The 15943-nt window shown below is 59.9% G+C and carries 17 protein-coding genes; 10 read left to right on the top strand and 7 right to left on the bottom strand.

Annotated features, from left to right (window positions below; all coding sequences use genetic code 11):
- Nucleotides 1-58: 58 nt before the first annotated feature.
- Genes AKU94_RS01460 through puuE form a run of 3 tightly spaced genes read right to left on the bottom strand, consistent with a single transcriptional unit; the run spans nucleotide 59 to nucleotide 2872 of the window.
- Nucleotides 59-568, bottom strand: a complete 510-nt coding sequence (locus AKU94_RS01460; RefSeq protein ID WP_050525581.1) for an ureidoglycolate lyase — start codon at nucleotides 566-568, stop codon at nucleotides 59-61.
- Between the two features lie 58 nt (nucleotides 569-626).
- A complete protein-coding gene (locus AKU94_RS01455) occupies nucleotides 627-1460 on the bottom strand; it encodes a bifunctional allantoicase/(S)-ureidoglycine aminohydrolase (protein ID WP_050525580.1) in 834 nt (277 codons plus the stop codon).
- On the bottom strand, nucleotides 1457-2872 hold the full coding sequence (gene puuE / locus AKU94_RS01450; RefSeq protein WP_050525632.1) for an allantoinase PuuE: 1416 nt from the start codon (nucleotides 2870-2872) through the stop codon (nucleotides 1457-1459). The genes AKU94_RS01455 and puuE overlap by 4 nt, the downstream gene beginning before the upstream one ends.
- Before the next feature lie 156 nt (nucleotides 2873-3028).
- On the opposite strand from puuE, the gene uraH reads away from it, so the two are divergent.
- The 10 genes from uraH (at nucleotide 3029) to AKU94_RS01400 (ending at nucleotide 11763) form a co-directional block, all read left to right on the top strand.
- Entirely contained in the window at nucleotides 3029-3388 is a 360-nt protein-coding gene (gene uraH, locus AKU94_RS01445; protein ID WP_050525579.1) for a hydroxyisourate hydrolase, read from the top strand.
- 94 nt (nucleotides 3389-3482) lie between these two features.
- Nucleotides 3483-4043, top strand: a complete 561-nt coding sequence (locus AKU94_RS01440; RefSeq protein ID WP_050525578.1) for a NifU family protein — start codon at nucleotides 3483-3485, stop codon at nucleotides 4041-4043.
- On the top strand, nucleotides 4033-4680 hold the full coding sequence (tsaB, locus tag AKU94_RS01435; protein WP_050525577.1) for a tRNA (adenosine(37)-N6)-threonylcarbamoyltransferase complex dimerization subunit type 1 TsaB: 648 nt from the start codon (nucleotides 4033-4035) through the stop codon (nucleotides 4678-4680). The genes AKU94_RS01440 and tsaB overlap by 11 nt, the downstream gene beginning before the upstream one ends.
- A complete protein-coding gene (locus tag AKU94_RS01430) occupies nucleotides 4681-5100 on the top strand; it encodes a GNAT family N-acetyltransferase (RefSeq protein ID WP_050525576.1) in 420 nt (139 codons plus the stop codon).
- A 169-nt stretch (nucleotides 5101-5269) separates the two neighbouring features.
- Nucleotides 5270-6265, top strand: a complete 996-nt coding sequence (locus tag AKU94_RS01425; RefSeq protein WP_050525575.1) for a BMP family lipoprotein — start codon at nucleotides 5270-5272, stop codon at nucleotides 6263-6265.
- 2 nt (nucleotides 6266-6267) lie between these two features.
- Nucleotides 6268-7836: an ABC transporter ATP-binding protein gene (locus AKU94_RS01420; protein ID WP_050525574.1), complete on the top strand. Its 1569-nt coding sequence runs from the start codon at nucleotides 6268-6270 to the stop codon at nucleotides 7834-7836.
- A complete protein-coding gene (locus AKU94_RS01415) occupies nucleotides 7833-8927 on the top strand; it encodes an ABC transporter permease (RefSeq protein ID WP_050525573.1) in 1095 nt (364 codons plus the stop codon). Before AKU94_RS01420 ends, AKU94_RS01415 begins: the two co-directional genes overlap by 4 nt.
- On the top strand, nucleotides 8927-9892 hold the full coding sequence (locus tag AKU94_RS01410; protein WP_050525572.1) for an ABC transporter permease: 966 nt from the start codon (nucleotides 8927-8929) through the stop codon (nucleotides 9890-9892). Before AKU94_RS01415 ends, AKU94_RS01410 begins: the two co-directional genes overlap by 1 nt.
- A 171-nt stretch (nucleotides 9893-10063) precedes the next feature.
- Entirely contained in the window at nucleotides 10064-10984 is a 921-nt protein-coding gene (locus AKU94_RS01405) for a sulfite exporter TauE/SafE family protein (RefSeq protein WP_050525571.1), read from the top strand.
- Nucleotides 10981-11763 carry a TIGR02186 family protein gene (locus tag AKU94_RS01400; protein WP_050525570.1) on the top strand — a complete coding sequence of 261 codons (783 nt, stop codon included), beginning with the start codon at nucleotides 10981-10983 and terminating at the stop codon, nucleotides 11761-11763. The genes AKU94_RS01405 and AKU94_RS01400 overlap by 4 nt, the downstream gene beginning before the upstream one ends.
- A 60-nt stretch (nucleotides 11764-11823) precedes the next feature.
- On the opposite strand, the gene AKU94_RS01395 is transcribed toward AKU94_RS01400, so the two are convergent.
- The 4 genes from AKU94_RS01395 to AKU94_RS01380 all read right to left on the bottom strand — a co-directional run bounded on the left by AKU94_RS01395 (nucleotide 11824) and on the right by AKU94_RS01380 (nucleotide 15866).
- On the bottom strand, nucleotides 11824-13482 hold the full coding sequence (locus AKU94_RS01395) for a BCCT family transporter (protein ID WP_050525569.1): 1659 nt from the start codon (nucleotides 13480-13482) through the stop codon (nucleotides 11824-11826).
- Nucleotides 13483-13603: 121 nt separating this feature from the next.
- Nucleotides 13604-14914: an MATE family efflux transporter gene (locus AKU94_RS01390; RefSeq protein ID WP_050525568.1), complete on the bottom strand. Its 1311-nt coding sequence runs from the start codon at nucleotides 14912-14914 to the stop codon at nucleotides 13604-13606.
- A gap of 5 nt (nucleotides 14915-14919) precedes the next feature.
- Entirely contained in the window at nucleotides 14920-15435 is a 516-nt protein-coding gene (locus AKU94_RS01385; RefSeq protein WP_050525567.1) for a PaaI family thioesterase, read from the bottom strand.
- Nucleotides 15432-15866 (bottom strand): PaaI family thioesterase, encoded by a 435-nt coding sequence (locus tag AKU94_RS01380; RefSeq protein ID WP_050525566.1) that lies wholly within the window; start codon nucleotides 15864-15866, stop codon nucleotides 15432-15434. The genes AKU94_RS01385 and AKU94_RS01380 overlap by 4 nt, the downstream gene beginning before the upstream one ends.
- Nucleotides 15867-15943: the final 77 nt, after the last annotated feature.

Raw genomic sequence — 15943 nt, 5'->3', positions numbered from 1 at the left:
TTCAAGCACGATACCGCCCCGACAATATCGCGCGTGCCTTGAGGTTGCGCCAAGGCCGTCAGGGATCAGGCGCAACCGAAGAAGATGATGCCGGACCGGTTACGATCCACGGCGCATCGAAATAATGCTCTTCGAGGTTTGGCGTGGTCCCGATCCGGTCCACCACCGCGAAAAGACCGGGGGCGTGAAGCGGGGTCAAAACCCCGTGCCAGACCCCTCGGTGCAGGTTTATCCCCTGAGCGCCGTTGGTCAAAAATGCGCGCGGGGTGGCCTCGGGACCGGTCGCCACGATCACAAGAAAAGGGTGCTCACTCATCGGCAGAAAAGCTTGGGACCCATCAGGATGACGTTCCACCAGTTCCAGCGTATAGGGGAAACTGCGCGGTTGGGCGTGAAAGATGGAAATGCCCGCGCGGGCGTCTGCGAAATCAAGCCGCGCGCGGTCATGGAAACGGCCACACATGCCTTGGTTGATGATCTTATCGGGCGCGCCTGTGGCCTCGAGCACCTCTCCGAAGGGCGCGAAACCAGCGGCGGTCAAGGGCTCTGTCTGGATTGTTCTTGTCATATGGACCTATGAATGTTGACGGATCAGCCAAAGGGATGGATTTATAGCACCGATGAGATCAGCGCGGGTTCAACGGCCCCCGCAGATTGGCGTGACGGTTCACATCCTTATAGAGCAGGTAGCGGAACGGCCCCGGCCCGGCGGCGTAACAGGCCTGCGGGCAAAAGGCGCGCAACCACATGAAATCACCGGCCTCGACCTCTACCCAGTCTTGGTTGAGCTTATAGACCGCCTTGCCCTCCAGAACATAAAGCCCGTGTTCCATGACATGCGTTTCCTCAAAGGGGATAACACCGCCGGGCTGAAATGTGACCACGGTCACATGCATATCGTGACGCAGGTCATTGGGGTCGACAAAGCGGGTCGTGGCCCAGGCTCCATCGGTATCGGGCATGGGTGTGGGGGTGATGTCGCGGTCGTTCAGCACCAGCACACCCGGCTTCTCAACACCCGGTGCAGGCTCATAGATCTTGCGGATCCAGTGGAAACAGGCGTTCCCGGTGCCCTCGTTGTGCAACGCCCATCTGCTGCCCGCGGGGATATAGGCATAGCTGCCCGAGGTCAGCGCATGGGTTTTGCCCTCAACGGTCAGCTCGGCTTCACCTTCGGTCATAAATAGGACCGATTGCACCGCATCGTCATTTTCGGGCACATCGGAACCGCCGCCGGGGGCGACCTCCATCACATATTGGCTGAAGGTTTCCGAAAAGCCGGTCATCGGGCGCGCGATAATCCAGAGGCGCGTTTTTTCCCAGCCCGGCAGGAAGCTGGTGACGATATCGGAAAACACGCCTTGCGGGATAAAGGCATAGGCATCGGTGAACGCCGCGCGGCCAGTCATCAATTGGGTCTGCGGTGGCAAACCACCTTTGGGGGCAAAATATCCGGTCATGGCAGGATGTCCTTCAGGCGCAATTCCGCGATGCGTTCGACTTGAGCGCAGGCGGTGTTGAATTCGGTTTGCGTGTCATGGCCGATACGGGTCTTGAACGCGGCAAGGATGCTGTCTTTGGTATTGTCACGCACGGCGATGATAAAAGGAAAGCCGTGTTTGGCGACATATTCGGTATTGAGGGCCTGAAAGGTCTCGCGCTCCGCATCCGTCAGCGAATCGAGCGCGGCGCTGGCCTGTTCGGCGGTGCTTTCAGCCGTCAGCCGCTTGGCCGCGGCCAGCTTGCCCGCAAGGTCAGGGTGGGCGGTCAAAACGCCCAGACGTTCCTCATGCGACGCGGATCGGAACATCCGGCACAGCGCGCTATGCACGCCAATGGCGCTGTCATGCGCGGGGCCAAGCTCCAATGCATGGGCACGCTCGGCGATCCAAGGGGAATGCTCAAAGATGGAGCCGAATTTGGCAACAAAGCTTTGCGCATCCATCTCGCTTGGGCGTTCCACGCGCTGATGCGGGTGGGTCTTGGCCCAATGGTCGGCAATATCCGCACGGCGCGCGAACCAGACCCCTTCATGCCCTTGGGCATAATCGAGGAAGCGCATCAGCCCTGCAATCTTGCCCGGACGCCCGATCAAGCGGCAATGCAACCCGATAGAAAACATCTTGGCCGCCCCCGCCTCCCCCTCGGCGTAAAGCACGTCGAAGCTGTCCTTGAGGTACTGAAAGAACTGCTGCCCCTCGATATAGCCCGGCGCCGTGGCGAAACGCATGTCATTCGCCTCCAGCGTATAGGGGATGATAAGCTGGTCGCGTTCGCCGAATTCCATCCAATGTGGCAGGTCGTCGTCATAAGTGTCCGCGATCCAGTCAAAGCCACCCTCTTCGGCAACCAGACGCACGGTATTGACCGAGCAACGCCCCGTGTACCAACCGCGCGGACGGGTACCGACCACCTCGGTGTGCAGGCGAATGGCCTCGGCGATTGCGGCGCGCTCCTCCTCTTCGGGCATGTCTTTATGTTCGACCCATTTCAACCCGTGCGAGGCGATCTCCCAATCGGCCGCTTTCATCGCGGCGACCTGTTCGGGACTGCGCGCAAGGGCCGTGGCCACACCGTAGACCGTTACAGGAATATCGCGTGACGTGAACAAACGGTGCAACCGCCAGAACCCGGCCCGCGCGCCGTAATCATAGATCGATTCCATGTTCCAGTGACGCTTGCCCGGCCAAGGGGCCGCCCCGCCAATGTCGGAAAGAAACGCCTCGGACCCGGCATCGCCGTGCAAGATGTTATTCTCGCCACCCTCTTCGTAGTTCAGCACCAGGGAGACAGCAATCTTCGCACCCTTTGGCCAGCGTGCATCCGGGGCATTGGCACCGTAACCTGTCATGTCGCGCGGATATCTGTTCACAAAACGCCTCATTCAATTTATTTCATATGTTAGTATAAAGCGAATAGTCGGCCAGCATTTGCAAAAAAATGATGAAAGACTTTTAACGCAAATAAGTGATCGTAACTGGCCCCGCGATGCGGCACAATCCGGAGGCAACTTTCAAGGAGGATAACAATGTCGGCAGGAAAACTGACCACCCATGTGCTCGATACCGCCCTGGGAAAACCGGCTGGAGGGGTCAAGATCACGCTTTATCGCGTGTCCGGAGAGGGGCACGCAAAGCTTTCGGAAACCGTGACCAACGCGGACGGGCGCACCGATGCCCCAATGCTGGCGGGGGCCGCGCTGACGGTGGGGGAATATGAACTGGTATTCTGTGCCGGTGACTATTTGCGTGCCAGCGATCAGGCCGGGGACGGTGTGCTCTTTCTGGACGAGATCCCCATTCGTTTTGGCGTGCCTGATGCCGATGCCCACTATCATGTGCCGCTGCTGATTTCGCCTTTTGCCTATTCGACTTACCGCGGCAGCTAGGGTCAGGTGCCACGCCGGAGTTTTAGAAACGTTCTAAACCTTGACTTACCCGGCCCAAGGGCGCATATCTGATGGGAACTGTCGGAGATATAAAATGTTCATCCAGACCGAATCCACGCCGAACCCGGCGACCCTGAAATTCCTTCCCGGCCAAACAGTACTGGATATGGGGACCGCAGACTTCCCATCGGCCGAGGCGGCCGAGAAGTCCCCGCTGGCACGCCGTATTTTCACGGTGGGCGATATTGCCGGCGTCTTTTTTGGCAACGACTTTGTAACTGTGACCAAGACTGATGCGGCCGATTGGGACCATATCAAGCCCGCCATCCTTGGCGCGATCATGGAACATTACCAGTCCGGCGCACCTGTAATCGAGGGCGAACAAGCCGCATCCGGCCATGCCGAGCATAGCGGTGAAGACGGCGATATCGTGGCCCAGATCAAGGAGTTGCTTGACACTCGGGTGCGCCCTGCTGTGGCACAGGATGGCGGCGACATCACCTTTCACGGGTTTGAGCGCGGCGTGGTTTACCTGCACATGCAAGGCGCTTGCGCAGGCTGCCCCTCGTCGACCCTGACGTTGAAAATGGGCATCGAAAACCTGCTGCGCCACTATATCCCCGAGGTGTTGGAGGTCCGGCCTGTTGCCGTCTGATCGACCGATTCTGGCCTTTGATACATCGGTCGCGCATTGCGCGGCCGCTTTGCTTTGGCGCGGTGAGATCATCGCCGAGGCGAGAGAGCCGATGGCCAAAGGTCAGGCCGAACGTCTGATGCCCCTGATCGAGGAGATGCTTATCTCGGTTGGTCGGGGCTGGCGCGATGTTGGCGGTGTAGCCGTTGGCGTCGGGCCGGGGAATTTCACCGGCATCCGTATTTCCGTGGCCGCCGCGCGCGGTCTGGCCCTTGGCTTGGGCGTGCAAGCCGTTGGGGTAACTGGCCCCGAAATGCTGGCCTATGGGCTGACCGCACGTATCCGCGTGGCAACACCGGCCGCACGAAATGCCCTTTATGTGCAGGATTTTGCGGGCGGCGCCCCCCTTGGTCCAATCCGGGAGGCAAATCCCGATGATGCCGATTTCTGGCCTGAAACCAATCTCGACCTTGTCGGTGACTGGCCCGAGACAGGCCGCAAGATCTTGCGCCCAGATCCAGCCGCCCGCATCCGTGCGATGGCCTTTGTGGGTGCGCAAAAACTGGCGGCAGGCGCGCCACCCCCGGCACCTTTCTACTTGCGTGCCGCTGATGCCGCCCCGCCCAGCGATCCGCCGCCCGTCATTCTGGACGCCTGAATGAACCCGGACGATCTGGCTACGCTTCACGCCTGCAGCTTTACCACCCCGCCACCGTGGTCTGCCCGGGCTTTTGCAGAACTGCTCGACAGCCCCGGCACGTTTATTCGCGGTGATGCACGCGGTTTTGTACTTGGCCGCGCCGTGGCGGGCGAGGCCGAGGTCCTGACGCTTGCCGTCGCACCTGCTTTCAGGCGCAAGGGCCTTGCCCGCCGTTTGATGGCGGCCTTCCACGATGCGGCCCGTCCCGCTGCCGACATCGCCTTTCTGGAAGTGGCCCAAGACAACGACGCCGCCATCGCGCTTTATCACGCGCTCGGCTACACCGAAGTGGGCCGCAGGCCGCGCTACTTCGAAGCGCCCCAAGGACTGCGCGTCGATGCACTTGTGATGCACCTTTCCCTTAGGCCACCTGCCTGACACAGCCCACCAAAGCACATCGAATTCCGGCTGCGCACCCAATTCGCACGGGTCCGCGTCATATTCCTATTGACCCCCTACCCCAAACACGCCCAAATTTGGGTACAGCACGTCCACCTGTCCGCAAAGGATTCTGGGGATGGCAAGGAGTCCAAACGGGAGACGACAAATGAGCCTCATGAAACATTTCGCCGCGGCCACTGCGAGTATCGCGTTGACTGCAGGCGCGGCTGTGGCCGACCCGGCCCTGATCTTTGACCTTGGCGGCAAATTCGACAAATCTTTTAACGAGTCCGCCTATGAGGGCGCACAGCGTTGGGCCAAGGAAACCGGTGGATCTTATAAAGAACTGGAAATGCAGTCCGAGGCGCAGCGTGAACAATTCGTACGTCGCATGGCCGAAACCGGCGCAAATCCGATCGTCGTCATGTCTTTTTCGAACATCGAGACCTTGAACACCGTTGCCCCTGATTTCCCCGATACCAAATTCGTTCTGATCGATGGTGTGGTCGATCAACCCAACGTCCGTTCAGTCATGTTTGCCGAACATGAAGGGTCCTATCTGGTCGGGATGCTCGCGGCTATGGCGTCAAAATCCGACACCGTGGGCTTTATCGGCGGCATGGATATCCCCCTGATCCGCCAGTTCGGCTGCGGCTATGCGCAGGGCGTCAAGGCCGTCACACCGGATGCAACGGTCATTGCCAATATGACCGGCAACACAGGGGCGGCATGGAATGACCCGGTAAAGGGCGGCGAATTGGCCAAGTCGCAGATCAGCCAGGGCGCGGATGTGATCTTTGCGGCGGCCGGCGGCACCGGCATGGGTGTCTTGCAAGCGGCGGCAGATGCCGACATCCTCTCTATCGGGGTGGACAGCAACCAGAACCACCTGCACCCCGGCAAGGTTCTGACCTCGATGCTCAAACGGGTCGACAACGCGGTCTATGCGGCGTTCAAGGCCGGTGAGGCGGTGGAAACCGGCCATGTGAATATGGACCTCGCCGCCGAAGGTGTCGGCTATGCGCTGGATGAGAACAACGAGGCGCTGATCACCGAAGAGATGAAAGCCGCCGTGGATGCCGCGGCCGCCAAGATCGCTTCGGGTGAACTGGCTGTCCACGATTATTACACCGATAACACCTGCCCCGCCGTTTCGTTCTAAGGATGGCGGCAGTGGAAACCTCGAGGCGGCAGGAATCTGCCGCCTCAGCCTCGAACCCGCTCGCGATCGAGCTGCGCGGGATATCCAAGGCTTTTGGCCCGGTTCAGGCCAATAAGGACATCTCGATCCAGGTCGCAAAAGGCTCTATCCACGGGATCATCGGGGAAAACGGGGCCGGAAAATCAACCCTGATGTCCATCCTTTACGGCTTCTACAAGGCCGACGCCGGAGAGATCTATATCTCGGGCAATCTGACCCCGATCCCTGACAGCCAAAGCGCCATTCGCGCAGGGATCGGGATGGTGTTCCAGCACTTCAAACTGGTGCCGAATTTTACTGTTCTGGAAAATGTGATCCTTGGGGCCGAGGGTGGGGCAATCTTGCGCGGGGCCATGGCCAAGGCGCGCAAATCGCTGTCCGATCTGGCACGAGAATATGAGCTGGAGGTCAACCCCGATGCGGTGGTCGAGGACCTTTCCGTTGGTCACCAACAGCGGGTGGAAATCCTCAAGGCGCTTTACCGTCAGGCCGACATCCTGATTTTGGACGAGCCCACCGGCGTCTTGACCCCGGCTGAGGCAGACCAGTTGTTTCGTATCCTCAACGGATTGAAAGATCAGGGTAAAACCGTGATCCTGATCACCCACAAACTGCGCGAGATCATGGAGATCACCGATACGGTGTCCGTCATGCGCCGCGGCCAGATGACTGCCACCGTCAAAACCGCCGAGACCTCTCCCGAGGAATTGGCGGAACTGATGGTCGGGCGCAAGGTCTTGCTTTCGGTTGAAAAAACGCCCGCCGCCCCCGGCGGCATGGTGCTGGAGGTAGAAAACCTGCGGGTGCGCGATGAGACCGGGGTGGAACGGCTGAAGGGTATTTCCTTCAACATTCGCGCCGGAGAGATTTTGGGCATCGCGGGCGTTGCGGGAAACGGCCAATCGGAACTTCTGGAGCTTCTGGCGGGCATCGCGCGGGGTGAAGGCACCGTCCGGCTGAACGGGCAGGAAGTCGCACTCAATGCCACGGCCGACGGGCAATCGCGGCGCGCGCGTGGCATCGCCCATGTGCCGGAGGACCGCCAACACCTTGGCCTGATCATGGATTTCACCGCTTGGGAAAACGTGGCCTTCGGCTATCACCACGCGCCGGAATATCAACGCTCTGCGCTGCTGATGGATAATGACGCGGTCCGCACCGATACCGTGGACAAGATGGAACGCTATGACGTGCGCCCGCCAATCCCGACACTGCCCGCGAAAAACTTTTCCGGCGGGAACCAGCAAAAGCTGGTCGTCGCCCGAGAAATGGACCGCAACCCCGAGTTGTTGCTTGTCGGCCAACCGACACGCGGCGTCGACATCGGCGCGATCGAATTTATCCACAAGCAAATCGTCGCCCTGCGCGATGCGGGCAAGGCGGTGCTTCTGGTCTCGGTGGAACTGGACGAAATCATGAGCCTGTCGGACCGGATCGCCGTGATGTTTGACGGTAAGATTATGGGCGAACGCGACCCCAAGATCACCAATGAACGCGAATTGGGCCTGTTGATGGCGGGAGTAGTAAAATGACCGCAATGCCGAAATGGGCCGATGCCGTTCTGGTGCCCTTGATCAGCCTGCTGATTGCTTTTTTCATCTCCGGTCTTGTTATCCTTGCGATTGGCGAAGACCCTATCGCCGCGATGAAGCTGATGGTCACGGGGGCGCTCGGCTCCACCTATGGCTGGGGCTATACGCTTTATTACGCGACCAATTTCATCTTTACTGGGCTTGCTGTCTCTGTCGCCTTTCAGGCGGGGTTGTTCAACATCGGCGGAGAGGGGCAGGCGACCCTTGGCGGTTTGGGCGTGGCGATGGCCTGCCTGTTCATCCCTTGGCCACATTGGTCGTTGGCGCTGGTTGCGGCGGTTTTCGCCTCGGCACTGTTTGGCGCGGCCTGGGCGGCCATTCCTGCCTATTTGCAGGCCAAGCGCGGCAGCCATGTGGTGATCACCACCATCATGTTCAACTTCATCGCCTCGGCCTTGCTGGTCTATCTGCTGGTCAATGTTCTGCGGCCCGAGGGCGCGCTTGACAGCGCCTCGGCACGTTTTGGCGATGCGATGCGCCTGCCACGGCTGAACGATATTCTGGCGCTGGTCGGCATCCCCTTCAACAATCGCAACCCCGCCAATATCAGCCTGCTGATCGCACTGGCGTCATGTGTGGGGGTCTGGTTGCTGATGTGGCGTACGCGGCTCGGCTATCAGCTGCGCGCCTTTGGGAAATCGGAAAAAGCCAGCGTTTACGCGGGCATAAACCCTGTGCGCATGACGATGTATGCCATGCTGATTTCCGGTGGCTTGTCGGGAATGATGGCGATCAACACCGTTATGGGCGAGGCGGGGCGGCTGCTTTTGAACTCGGTTGAGGGGGCTGGGTTCATCGGTATCGCCGTGGCTTTGATGGGGCGCAGCCACCCGGTTGGCGTGCTTTTGGCCGCGCTTTTGTTCGGGTTCCTCTATCAAGGCGGGGCCGAGCTTGCGCTTTGGACCAGCATCCCGCGAGAGCTGATTATCGTCATTCAGGCGCTGGTGATCCTGTTTACGGGGGCATTGGATGATATGGTGCGCCGTCCGGTGGCCGGTCTGTTCTTGTTGATGAAAAAGGGGAAGGCGTGATGGATTTCGCAACCCTCATCCAGATTTTGGACAGCTCTATCCGGCTGGCGACTCCTTTGCTGTTTGCCTGCCTTGCGGGTCTGTTTTCGGAACGCGCGGGCGTGTTTGACATCGGGCTAGAGGGCAAGATGCTGGCGGCCGCGTTTCTGTCGGGATCGGTGGCGGCGGTGACCGGATCGGTCTGGCTGGGCGTGCTGGCGGGGGTGTTCGCCTCGCTGCTGATGGCGGGGATACACGGGCTGGCGGCGATCACCTTTCGCGGCAACCAGTTGATTTCCGGCGTTGCGATCAATTTTCTGGCCTCGGGGCTGACGGTTTTGTTGGGGCAGAACTGGTTTGCGCTGGGGGGGCGAACGCCCGCGCTGACGGGCGATGCCCGTTTTGGTCCGATCACCCTGCCCCTTGCCGATACGGTGGCGCCCATACCTTTCATCGGCCCAATCTATGCCGAGATGATCTCCGGCCACAGCGCGCTGGTCTATATTGCCATCGCCTGTGTGCCCGCCTCGGCCTGGGTGCTTTACCGTACACGTTTTGGGCTGCGCCTGCGCGCCGTAGGGGAAAACCCGGCGGCGGTGGATACGGCGGGGATTTCGGTCACCGGGATCCGATATGCAGCCGTGGCGATTTGCGGTGTGTTGTGTGGTTTGGCCGGTGCCTATCTGGCGCTCGGGTTGGCGGCGGGCTTTGGCAAAGAGATGACGGCGGGGCGCGGGTTTATCGCCTTGGCCGCGCTGATCTTTGCGAAATGGCGGCCTTGGTATGCCTTGGGCGCGACCTTGCTGTTCGGGTTTCTAGAGGCGGTGGGCAACCGTTTCCCAAGCATCGACTTTGGTGTGATCACCCTACCCGCACAATTCATGCAAGCCCTGCCCTATGTTCTGACGGTCGTCATCCTTGCGGGATTCATCGGCAAGGCCACGCCCCCCCGCGCCGGAGGTGAGCCTTACATCAAAGAGAGGTGAAGCCATCTTTACATTTTCATGGCAAAAATCCGATAGCCTTTGGCAAAGCGACAATTCCTGTGCGCTGGGGTTTGACATCTCCCCCCAAGCAGCGCAATCCTTGGAAAACACCGCCCCGCCCCTCGCCGCGCGCCCTTAACGCCGCCTCTTTCACCTCTGCCCGGGCCTGACATGCAGCTTTACCTGCCAATCGCAGAACTTTCCGTAAACGCACTGGTCTTGTTCGGCTTGGGCGGAATTGTCGGGGTGTTGTCAGGCATGTTCGGGGTGGGCGGCGGTTTCATCATCACGCCTTTGCTGTTTTTCATGGGCATACCGCCGGCGGTTGCCGTGGCGACGGGGGCGAACCTTGTAGTGGCCTCCTCTGTTTCGGGTGTCTTGGCACAGTTGAAACGCAAGGCCGTGGATTTCCGCATGGGGTTGGTGCTGCTTGCAGGTGGTCTGGCAGGGTCCGCGCTTGGGATTTGGGTGTTTGCATGGCTCACGACTTTGGGCCAGATCGACCTTTTCGTGCAGCTTTCCTATGTGCTGTTTTTGGGCCTGATTGGTGCCATGATGTTCAAGGAGAGCCTTGGCGCCTTGATGCGTGCGCGTAAACCCAATGCCCCGATCCGGCGGGCTCATGTGCATTATTCGGTCCATAAGCTGCCGCTGAAAGTGAAATTTCGGGCCTCGGGGCTTTATATTTCGGTCATCCCTCCATTGATGGCCGGTGCCGCAGTCGGGTTTTTGTCGGCGATCATGGGGGTCGGTGGCGGCTTTATCATGGTGCCGGCCATGATTTACTTGCTGGGTATGCCGACCAAAGTTGTCGTTGGCACTTCGCTGTTCCAGGTTCTTTTTGTGACCGCCTTTACCACCGTCATGCACGCTGTCACCAGCCAGACGGTCGATATGGTGCTGGCTCTTTTGCTGATCCTTGGCGGGGTCGTCGGCGCGCAGATCGGGTCACGGATCGGCTTGATGCTGCGCGCCGAACAGCTGCGCATATTGCTGGCGCTGATGGTGCTGGCCGTGTGCCTGCGCATCGCCCTTGGCCTGCTTCTGACCCCGGATGAACTTTACTCCATCGCGCCGGGGAGGTTCCCATGAAGCTGCGCGCGCTCTTGTGTCTCGTTGCCATGTCGCTGCCGCTTCAAGCCGCCGATGACCCCGTGGGCACCGGCGAGACGATTGTCGCGGGACTTAGCCAGAACCTTGTCGCGATCACGGCCAATTTCACCGGCTCCGAGATTTTGATCTATGGCGCGGTACGGCGTGAGGCGCCTATTCCCAGCGGTGCCCCCTTGCAGGTGATTGCCACGGTGCAAGGCCCCTCAGGCCCGCTAACCGTGCGGCGCAAAGAGCGGCGCTTTGGCATCTGGATGAATGTCGATTCAGTTACCATTGGCCGCGCGCCCAGCTTTTATGCCATCGCCTCTTCTGCCCCGCTGTCCGAGGCCCTCTCCGCGACCGAGGATTTGCGCCATCAGATCACAATCCCCAGCGCGATCCGCGCCGTTGGGACCGCCGCCGAGGCCGCTGATGCGCCGGTATTTCTGGATGCGCTGATCCGTATCCGCAAGGAAAACCACGATTACAGCCTAGCCGAAAGCTCTGTCAATCTGTTGCAATCCACGCTGTTTCGCGCCGATGTAGCCCTGCCCGCCAATCTGGTTGAGGGCGAATATAAGGTGCGTTTGTTCATCACCCGTGACGGGCATGTCGTCGACAAGCACGAAGAGATCATTACCGTCAACAAGGACGGATTTGAGCGGTGGATCCACAACCTCGCCCATGAACAGCCGCTGGTTTACGGGCTCTTGTCGCTGGTTCTGGCGGTTGCTGCCGGCTGGGGGGCCTCTGTCGCCTTTGGATTGCTGCGCCGTTAACTGCGCATGCAAAACGGCGCGAGGATCCCCCGCGCCGTTTTTTAGGTTTATCCGTAAGGGTCAGGCTTTTACTTCGGCCTGCAAGCCTTTTACGATCGCATAACAAGCGGCCAAAAGCACGAAAGTAAACGGCAATCCGGTCGAAACCGCCATTGCCTGCAACGCCGAAAGGCCACCCCCAACAAGCAATGCAATCGCAACCAGCCCTTCAAACGATCCCCAGAAAATACGCTGCGGCAAGGGTGCATTGACTTTGCCCCCGGCGGCAATCGTATCGATTACAAGGCTGCCACTATCCGACGATGTGACAAAGAACACGACCACAAGAACAATCCCGATAACCGAGGTAATCCCCGTCAGCGGCAGTTGCGTCAGCATCTGGAACAGCTTCAGCTCAAGCGCCGCATCCTGTACGCCGGTAAAGCCGTCGTTTACAAGTTGCGAGATCCCCGTCCCCCCAAGCGCCGTCATCCACAGGACCGACAGAACGGTTGGCACGATCAACACGGCGATCAGGAATTCCCGCACCGTGCGGCCACGGCTGACGCGGGCGATAAACATACCCACAAAAGGTGACCAGCTGATCCACCAGGCCCAGTAAAACGCAGTCCAGCCCGACGTGAAATTCGCGTCCTCACGGCCAACCGGATTGGAAAGCGCGGGTAGATATTGCAGATACGCACCCAGATTGCCAAAGAACTCTTTGAGGATCTGCACCGTTGGGCCGACGATGATGACAAAAAGCAGCAAAAGGGCTGCAAGGCCGATGTTCAGCTCTGACAGCACCTTCACCCCGCCATCAAGCCCGCGCACAATCGAGACAATCGCGATCAGCGTGATAAAGACGATCAGCGCAATCAGCATCCCGTTAGAGGTGCCGAACCCAAAGAGGAAATCAAGCCCCGCCGCCGCTTGCTGCGCGCCGATCCCCAAGGATGTCGCAAGTCCAAAGATGGTTGCGAAAACTGCAAGCACATCCACCAGATGCCCCGGCCAGCCCCAGACCTTTTCGCCAAAAATCGGATAGAAACAGCTGCGCAGGGTCAGCGGAAGCCCCTTGTTATAGGCAAAAAGCGAAAGCGCCAGCGCCACAACCGCATAGATCGCCCAAGGGTGCAGCCCCCAGTGAAAGATAGTCGCTGCCATGCCCAGACGGCGCGCGCCGTCAACATCGCCCTCGGCCGCGCCAAGCGGCGCCCAGTCGGTGCGCAGGCCATCCTCGCCGATGCTTATGCCGCCAAATGCGCTGGAGTAATGCGACATCGGCTCTGACACGCCGTAAAACATCAGGCCGATACCCATGCCCGCCGCGAACAGCATCGCAAACCAGCCGGCATATCCGTAATCCGGCGTGGCCAGCGGACCGCCCAGACGGACCTTACCCAAAGGCGATACAATCAAATAAAGGCAAAGCAGCACAAACACATTGCCCGACGCGATAAAGAACCAATCAAGGTTGGTCGTCAGCGTATCGCGCAGCGCGGTAAATACCGGCTCCAGCTGGGTCTGAAAGATAATCGTGCCCACTGTGAACACGATAATCACAAGTGCCGAGAGCGGGAAAACCGGATTGTGAATATCAAATGCGAAAAAACGTTCCCCGACAACGTTATCCTGACCGATCTCAAAATCGGTTTCGATAATTTCGGTCACGCCTTCCGGTTCGGGAATCGGTTCGATCTCGGGGTTGTTGTCTTGGTCGTCTTGTGTCGACGTCATCGCAACTTCCTTTTTATTAACGTTCCATCTGGCAGCTTGAACGCCCCACCCCGTTGCGTTCGGGCGAAATACGACTGCTCTTTTTCATTTTGCGGCCTTTTGACACGCTTCGCTAGGGAATTTAACCCCTCGCGGCCTTTTCTTCGACCATTGGCCATTTGCGCCACATCGTCAGGCCCCGCGTCAGATTAAGCACCATCAGCGCCGCCCACAGCCCGTGGTTGCCCAAAAGCGGCACCAATACACTCAATGCCACCCCATATGTCGCAACCGAAACCAGCATTGCCTGACGCATTTCCCGCGTCAGGGTGGCCCCGATGAAGACACCGTCCAGCATCCATGCGCCGACCCCCAGAACAGGGGCAAGCACCAGCCACGGCAGGAATTCCCGCGCGGCAAGGTGCACTTCGGGGGCCGTTGTCATCACATCGATCAACGCAGGGCCCGCCACAAGATAGACCAGCGACAACGCCAGAACAGATCCCACCGCCCATTGCGCGCTGACCAATGACGCCCGCCGCGCGCCCTTGACCGAACGCGCACCAACAGCCTGTCCCACCAGCGCCTCGGCGGCAAAGGCAAAGCCGTCGAGGAAAAAGGCCGCAATCGTCAGGAATTGCATCAGCACCTGATTCGCCGCCAAGGTCACATCGCCAAGGCCCGCGCCCAGAAACAGAAAGCTGGTAAAGCTGATCTGCAAGAGGACCGAACGGATCATAATATCGCCGTTCACCATCGCCATATGCCGCAGGGCCGCCCTGTCACGCAGCCGCGCCATCGCGGAGGCCAGAGCCGCGCCAAATGCACTCCGGCACAGCCAAAGGCCAAAGGTGATCCCCGTCCACTCCGCAATCAGCGTGGCAATCGCCACCCCCTCCACGCCCCAGCCCAGCCCCAGCACAAACCACAGGTCCAGCGCGATATTCACCCCGTTGATCCAGATCTGAAGGATCAGCACCGCCCGCGTCCGCTCGGTCGCGATCAGCCACCCTGTGACGGCATAAAGCCCGATCGTGGCCGGTGCCCCCCAGATCCGCAGTTGCAAATAGCCCTGCGTCAGGCTTTCCACCTCAACACTGCCGGGAGAGAGCCATAGTGCGCCGTGAAACAATGGCCATTGCACAAGGATGAAAAATACCCCCGCAGCCGCCCCGATCATCAGCGCGCGCAAGAGGATCGCCGTCACCTCGGCCCCGTTGCCCGCCCCAAGCGCTTGTGAGGTCAGCCCCGTGGTGCCCATCCGCAAAAAGCCGAAAATCCAGTAGACCGACGACAGGATGACCGCCCCCAGCCCCACCGCCCCGATGGGGGCCGGAAGTCCGATCTGCCCGACCACAGCCGTATCCACCGCCCCCAGCAGCGGCACGGTGATATTGGCCAGCACAATCGGCACGGCAACCCGCATGACGCGGGCGTGGGTTATGGGCCGCATCCTCGCTAGCCTTGCATCTTGTCAGCGCGCAGCGGCATCAGGAAATGTCCCGTCGCCTGCGCGAACAAACGGCTGCGATTGTCCTGCCACGCCTCGACATGAACCGAGGCATAACGCCGACCGCAACGGTTGATCCGCGCGCGGGCATAGGCATCCCGCGGCAACCCCGAACGCAGATAATCGACCGAGAAATCAATGGTCTTGGGCAATGCCATCAACCCTCCTGCCGCCGGGTCCAGCGTTCCATCCTCCATCTGCTCCCATTGGCTGGACCAGCTTAGCTCGATGATGGCAGCAACCTCCAGAAAGGCGGCCGTAACCCCGCCGTGGATGGCAGGCAACAAAGGGTTGCCGATCAGCATTTCGGAATAGGGCAGCACCGCCGTCAGCTCATCCCCGCGCCGGTCGAACTGAATGCCCAGAAACTGGATATAGGGCACACCGTCCACCAAACGGCCCAAGGCGGCATCGCGACGGCCTTTGACGACTTGCACCGGCTCGGGCGTAGGTTTGCTTTTCATTTGGCATCTCCCTGCGCAGGTTCGATCGTAAAGGCCCCGGTGGCGGTGGCTACGGGACGGGATTTATCCTCATCCGTGGCGATAACCCGCACAAATGCGACCGAGCGGGTGACGTGATAGCATTCCGCCCGCGCTGTAATGCGCTGACCGGCAGTAGCAGGGCGCATGTAGTCAATCCGCAGATCAATCGTCGCCGTAGAGGCGGGCTGACTGGCATGGCACATCACCGACGCCCCCGAGGCCGTATCCATCAGGGTGGAAACTGCCCCCCCGTGGATAACCCCCGTTGCCGGATCCCCGATCAGGCGGGTGTCATAGGGCAAGGCGACCGTTGCCACCCCGTCCTCCAACGCCTCCAACTCCATCCCCAGCGCCTTGAGGTGTGGCAATCCCTCGATAAAATCGCGGACCTTTTGCTTGTTGTCTGTCATATTTGGCTTATCCCTCGCTGCTTTACATGTTCCCCATTGTGGCACAAGCTGCAAGCCCGGTGATTGCAACACACCCC

It is taken from the genome of Pseudorhodobacter aquimaris, assembly GCF_001202025.1.
Classification (GTDB): Bacteria; Pseudomonadota; Alphaproteobacteria; order Rhodobacterales; family Rhodobacteraceae; genus Pseudorhodobacter; species Pseudorhodobacter aquimaris.
This window is presented reverse-complemented; position numbering and strand designations above follow the sequence as displayed.

What these genes read in the sequence shown, in the direction of transcription:
- AKU94_RS01460 (WP_050525581.1), bottom strand. Translation starts at nt 568, where the DNA reads ATGACAAGAACAATCCAGACAGAGCCCTTGACCGCCGCTGGTTTCGCG.
- AKU94_RS01455 (WP_050525580.1), bottom strand. Translation starts at nt 1,460, where the DNA reads ATGACCGGATATTTTGCCCCCAAAGGTGGTTTGCCACCGCAGACCCAA.
- uraH (WP_050525579.1), top strand. Translation starts at nt 3,029, where the DNA reads ATGTCGGCAGGAAAACTGACCACCCATGTGCTCGATACCGCCCTGGGA.
- AKU94_RS01440 (WP_050525578.1), top strand. Translation starts at nt 3,483, where the DNA reads ATGTTCATCCAGACCGAATCCACGCCGAACCCGGCGACCCTGAAATTC.
- AKU94_RS01430 (WP_050525576.1), top strand. Translation starts at nt 4,681, where the DNA reads ATGAACCCGGACGATCTGGCTACGCTTCACGCCTGCAGCTTTACCACC.
- AKU94_RS01425 (WP_050525575.1), top strand. Translation starts at nt 5,270, where the DNA reads ATGAGCCTCATGAAACATTTCGCCGCGGCCACTGCGAGTATCGCGTTG.
- AKU94_RS01420 (WP_050525574.1), top strand. Translation starts at nt 6,268, where the DNA reads ATGGCGGCAGTGGAAACCTCGAGGCGGCAGGAATCTGCCGCCTCAGCC.
- AKU94_RS01415 (WP_050525573.1), top strand. Translation starts at nt 7,833, where the DNA reads ATGACCGCAATGCCGAAATGGGCCGATGCCGTTCTGGTGCCCTTGATC.
- AKU94_RS01410 (WP_050525572.1), top strand. Translation starts at nt 8,927, where the DNA reads ATGGATTTCGCAACCCTCATCCAGATTTTGGACAGCTCTATCCGGCTG.
- AKU94_RS01405 (WP_050525571.1), top strand. Translation starts at nt 10,064, where the DNA reads ATGCAGCTTTACCTGCCAATCGCAGAACTTTCCGTAAACGCACTGGTC.
- AKU94_RS01400 (WP_050525570.1), top strand. Translation starts at nt 10,981, where the DNA reads ATGAAGCTGCGCGCGCTCTTGTGTCTCGTTGCCATGTCGCTGCCGCTT.
- AKU94_RS01395 (WP_050525569.1), bottom strand. Translation starts at nt 13,482, where the DNA reads ATGACGTCGACACAAGACGACCAAGACAACAACCCCGAGATCGAACCG.
- AKU94_RS01390 (WP_050525568.1), bottom strand. Translation starts at nt 14,914, where the DNA reads ATGCGGCCCATAACCCACGCCCGCGTCATGCGGGTTGCCGTGCCGATT.
- AKU94_RS01385 (WP_050525567.1), bottom strand. Translation starts at nt 15,435, where the DNA reads ATGAAAAGCAAACCTACGCCCGAGCCGGTGCAAGTCGTCAAAGGCCGT.
- AKU94_RS01380 (WP_050525566.1), bottom strand. Translation starts at nt 15,866, where the DNA reads ATGACAGACAACAAGCAAAAGGTCCGCGATTTTATCGAGGGATTGCCA.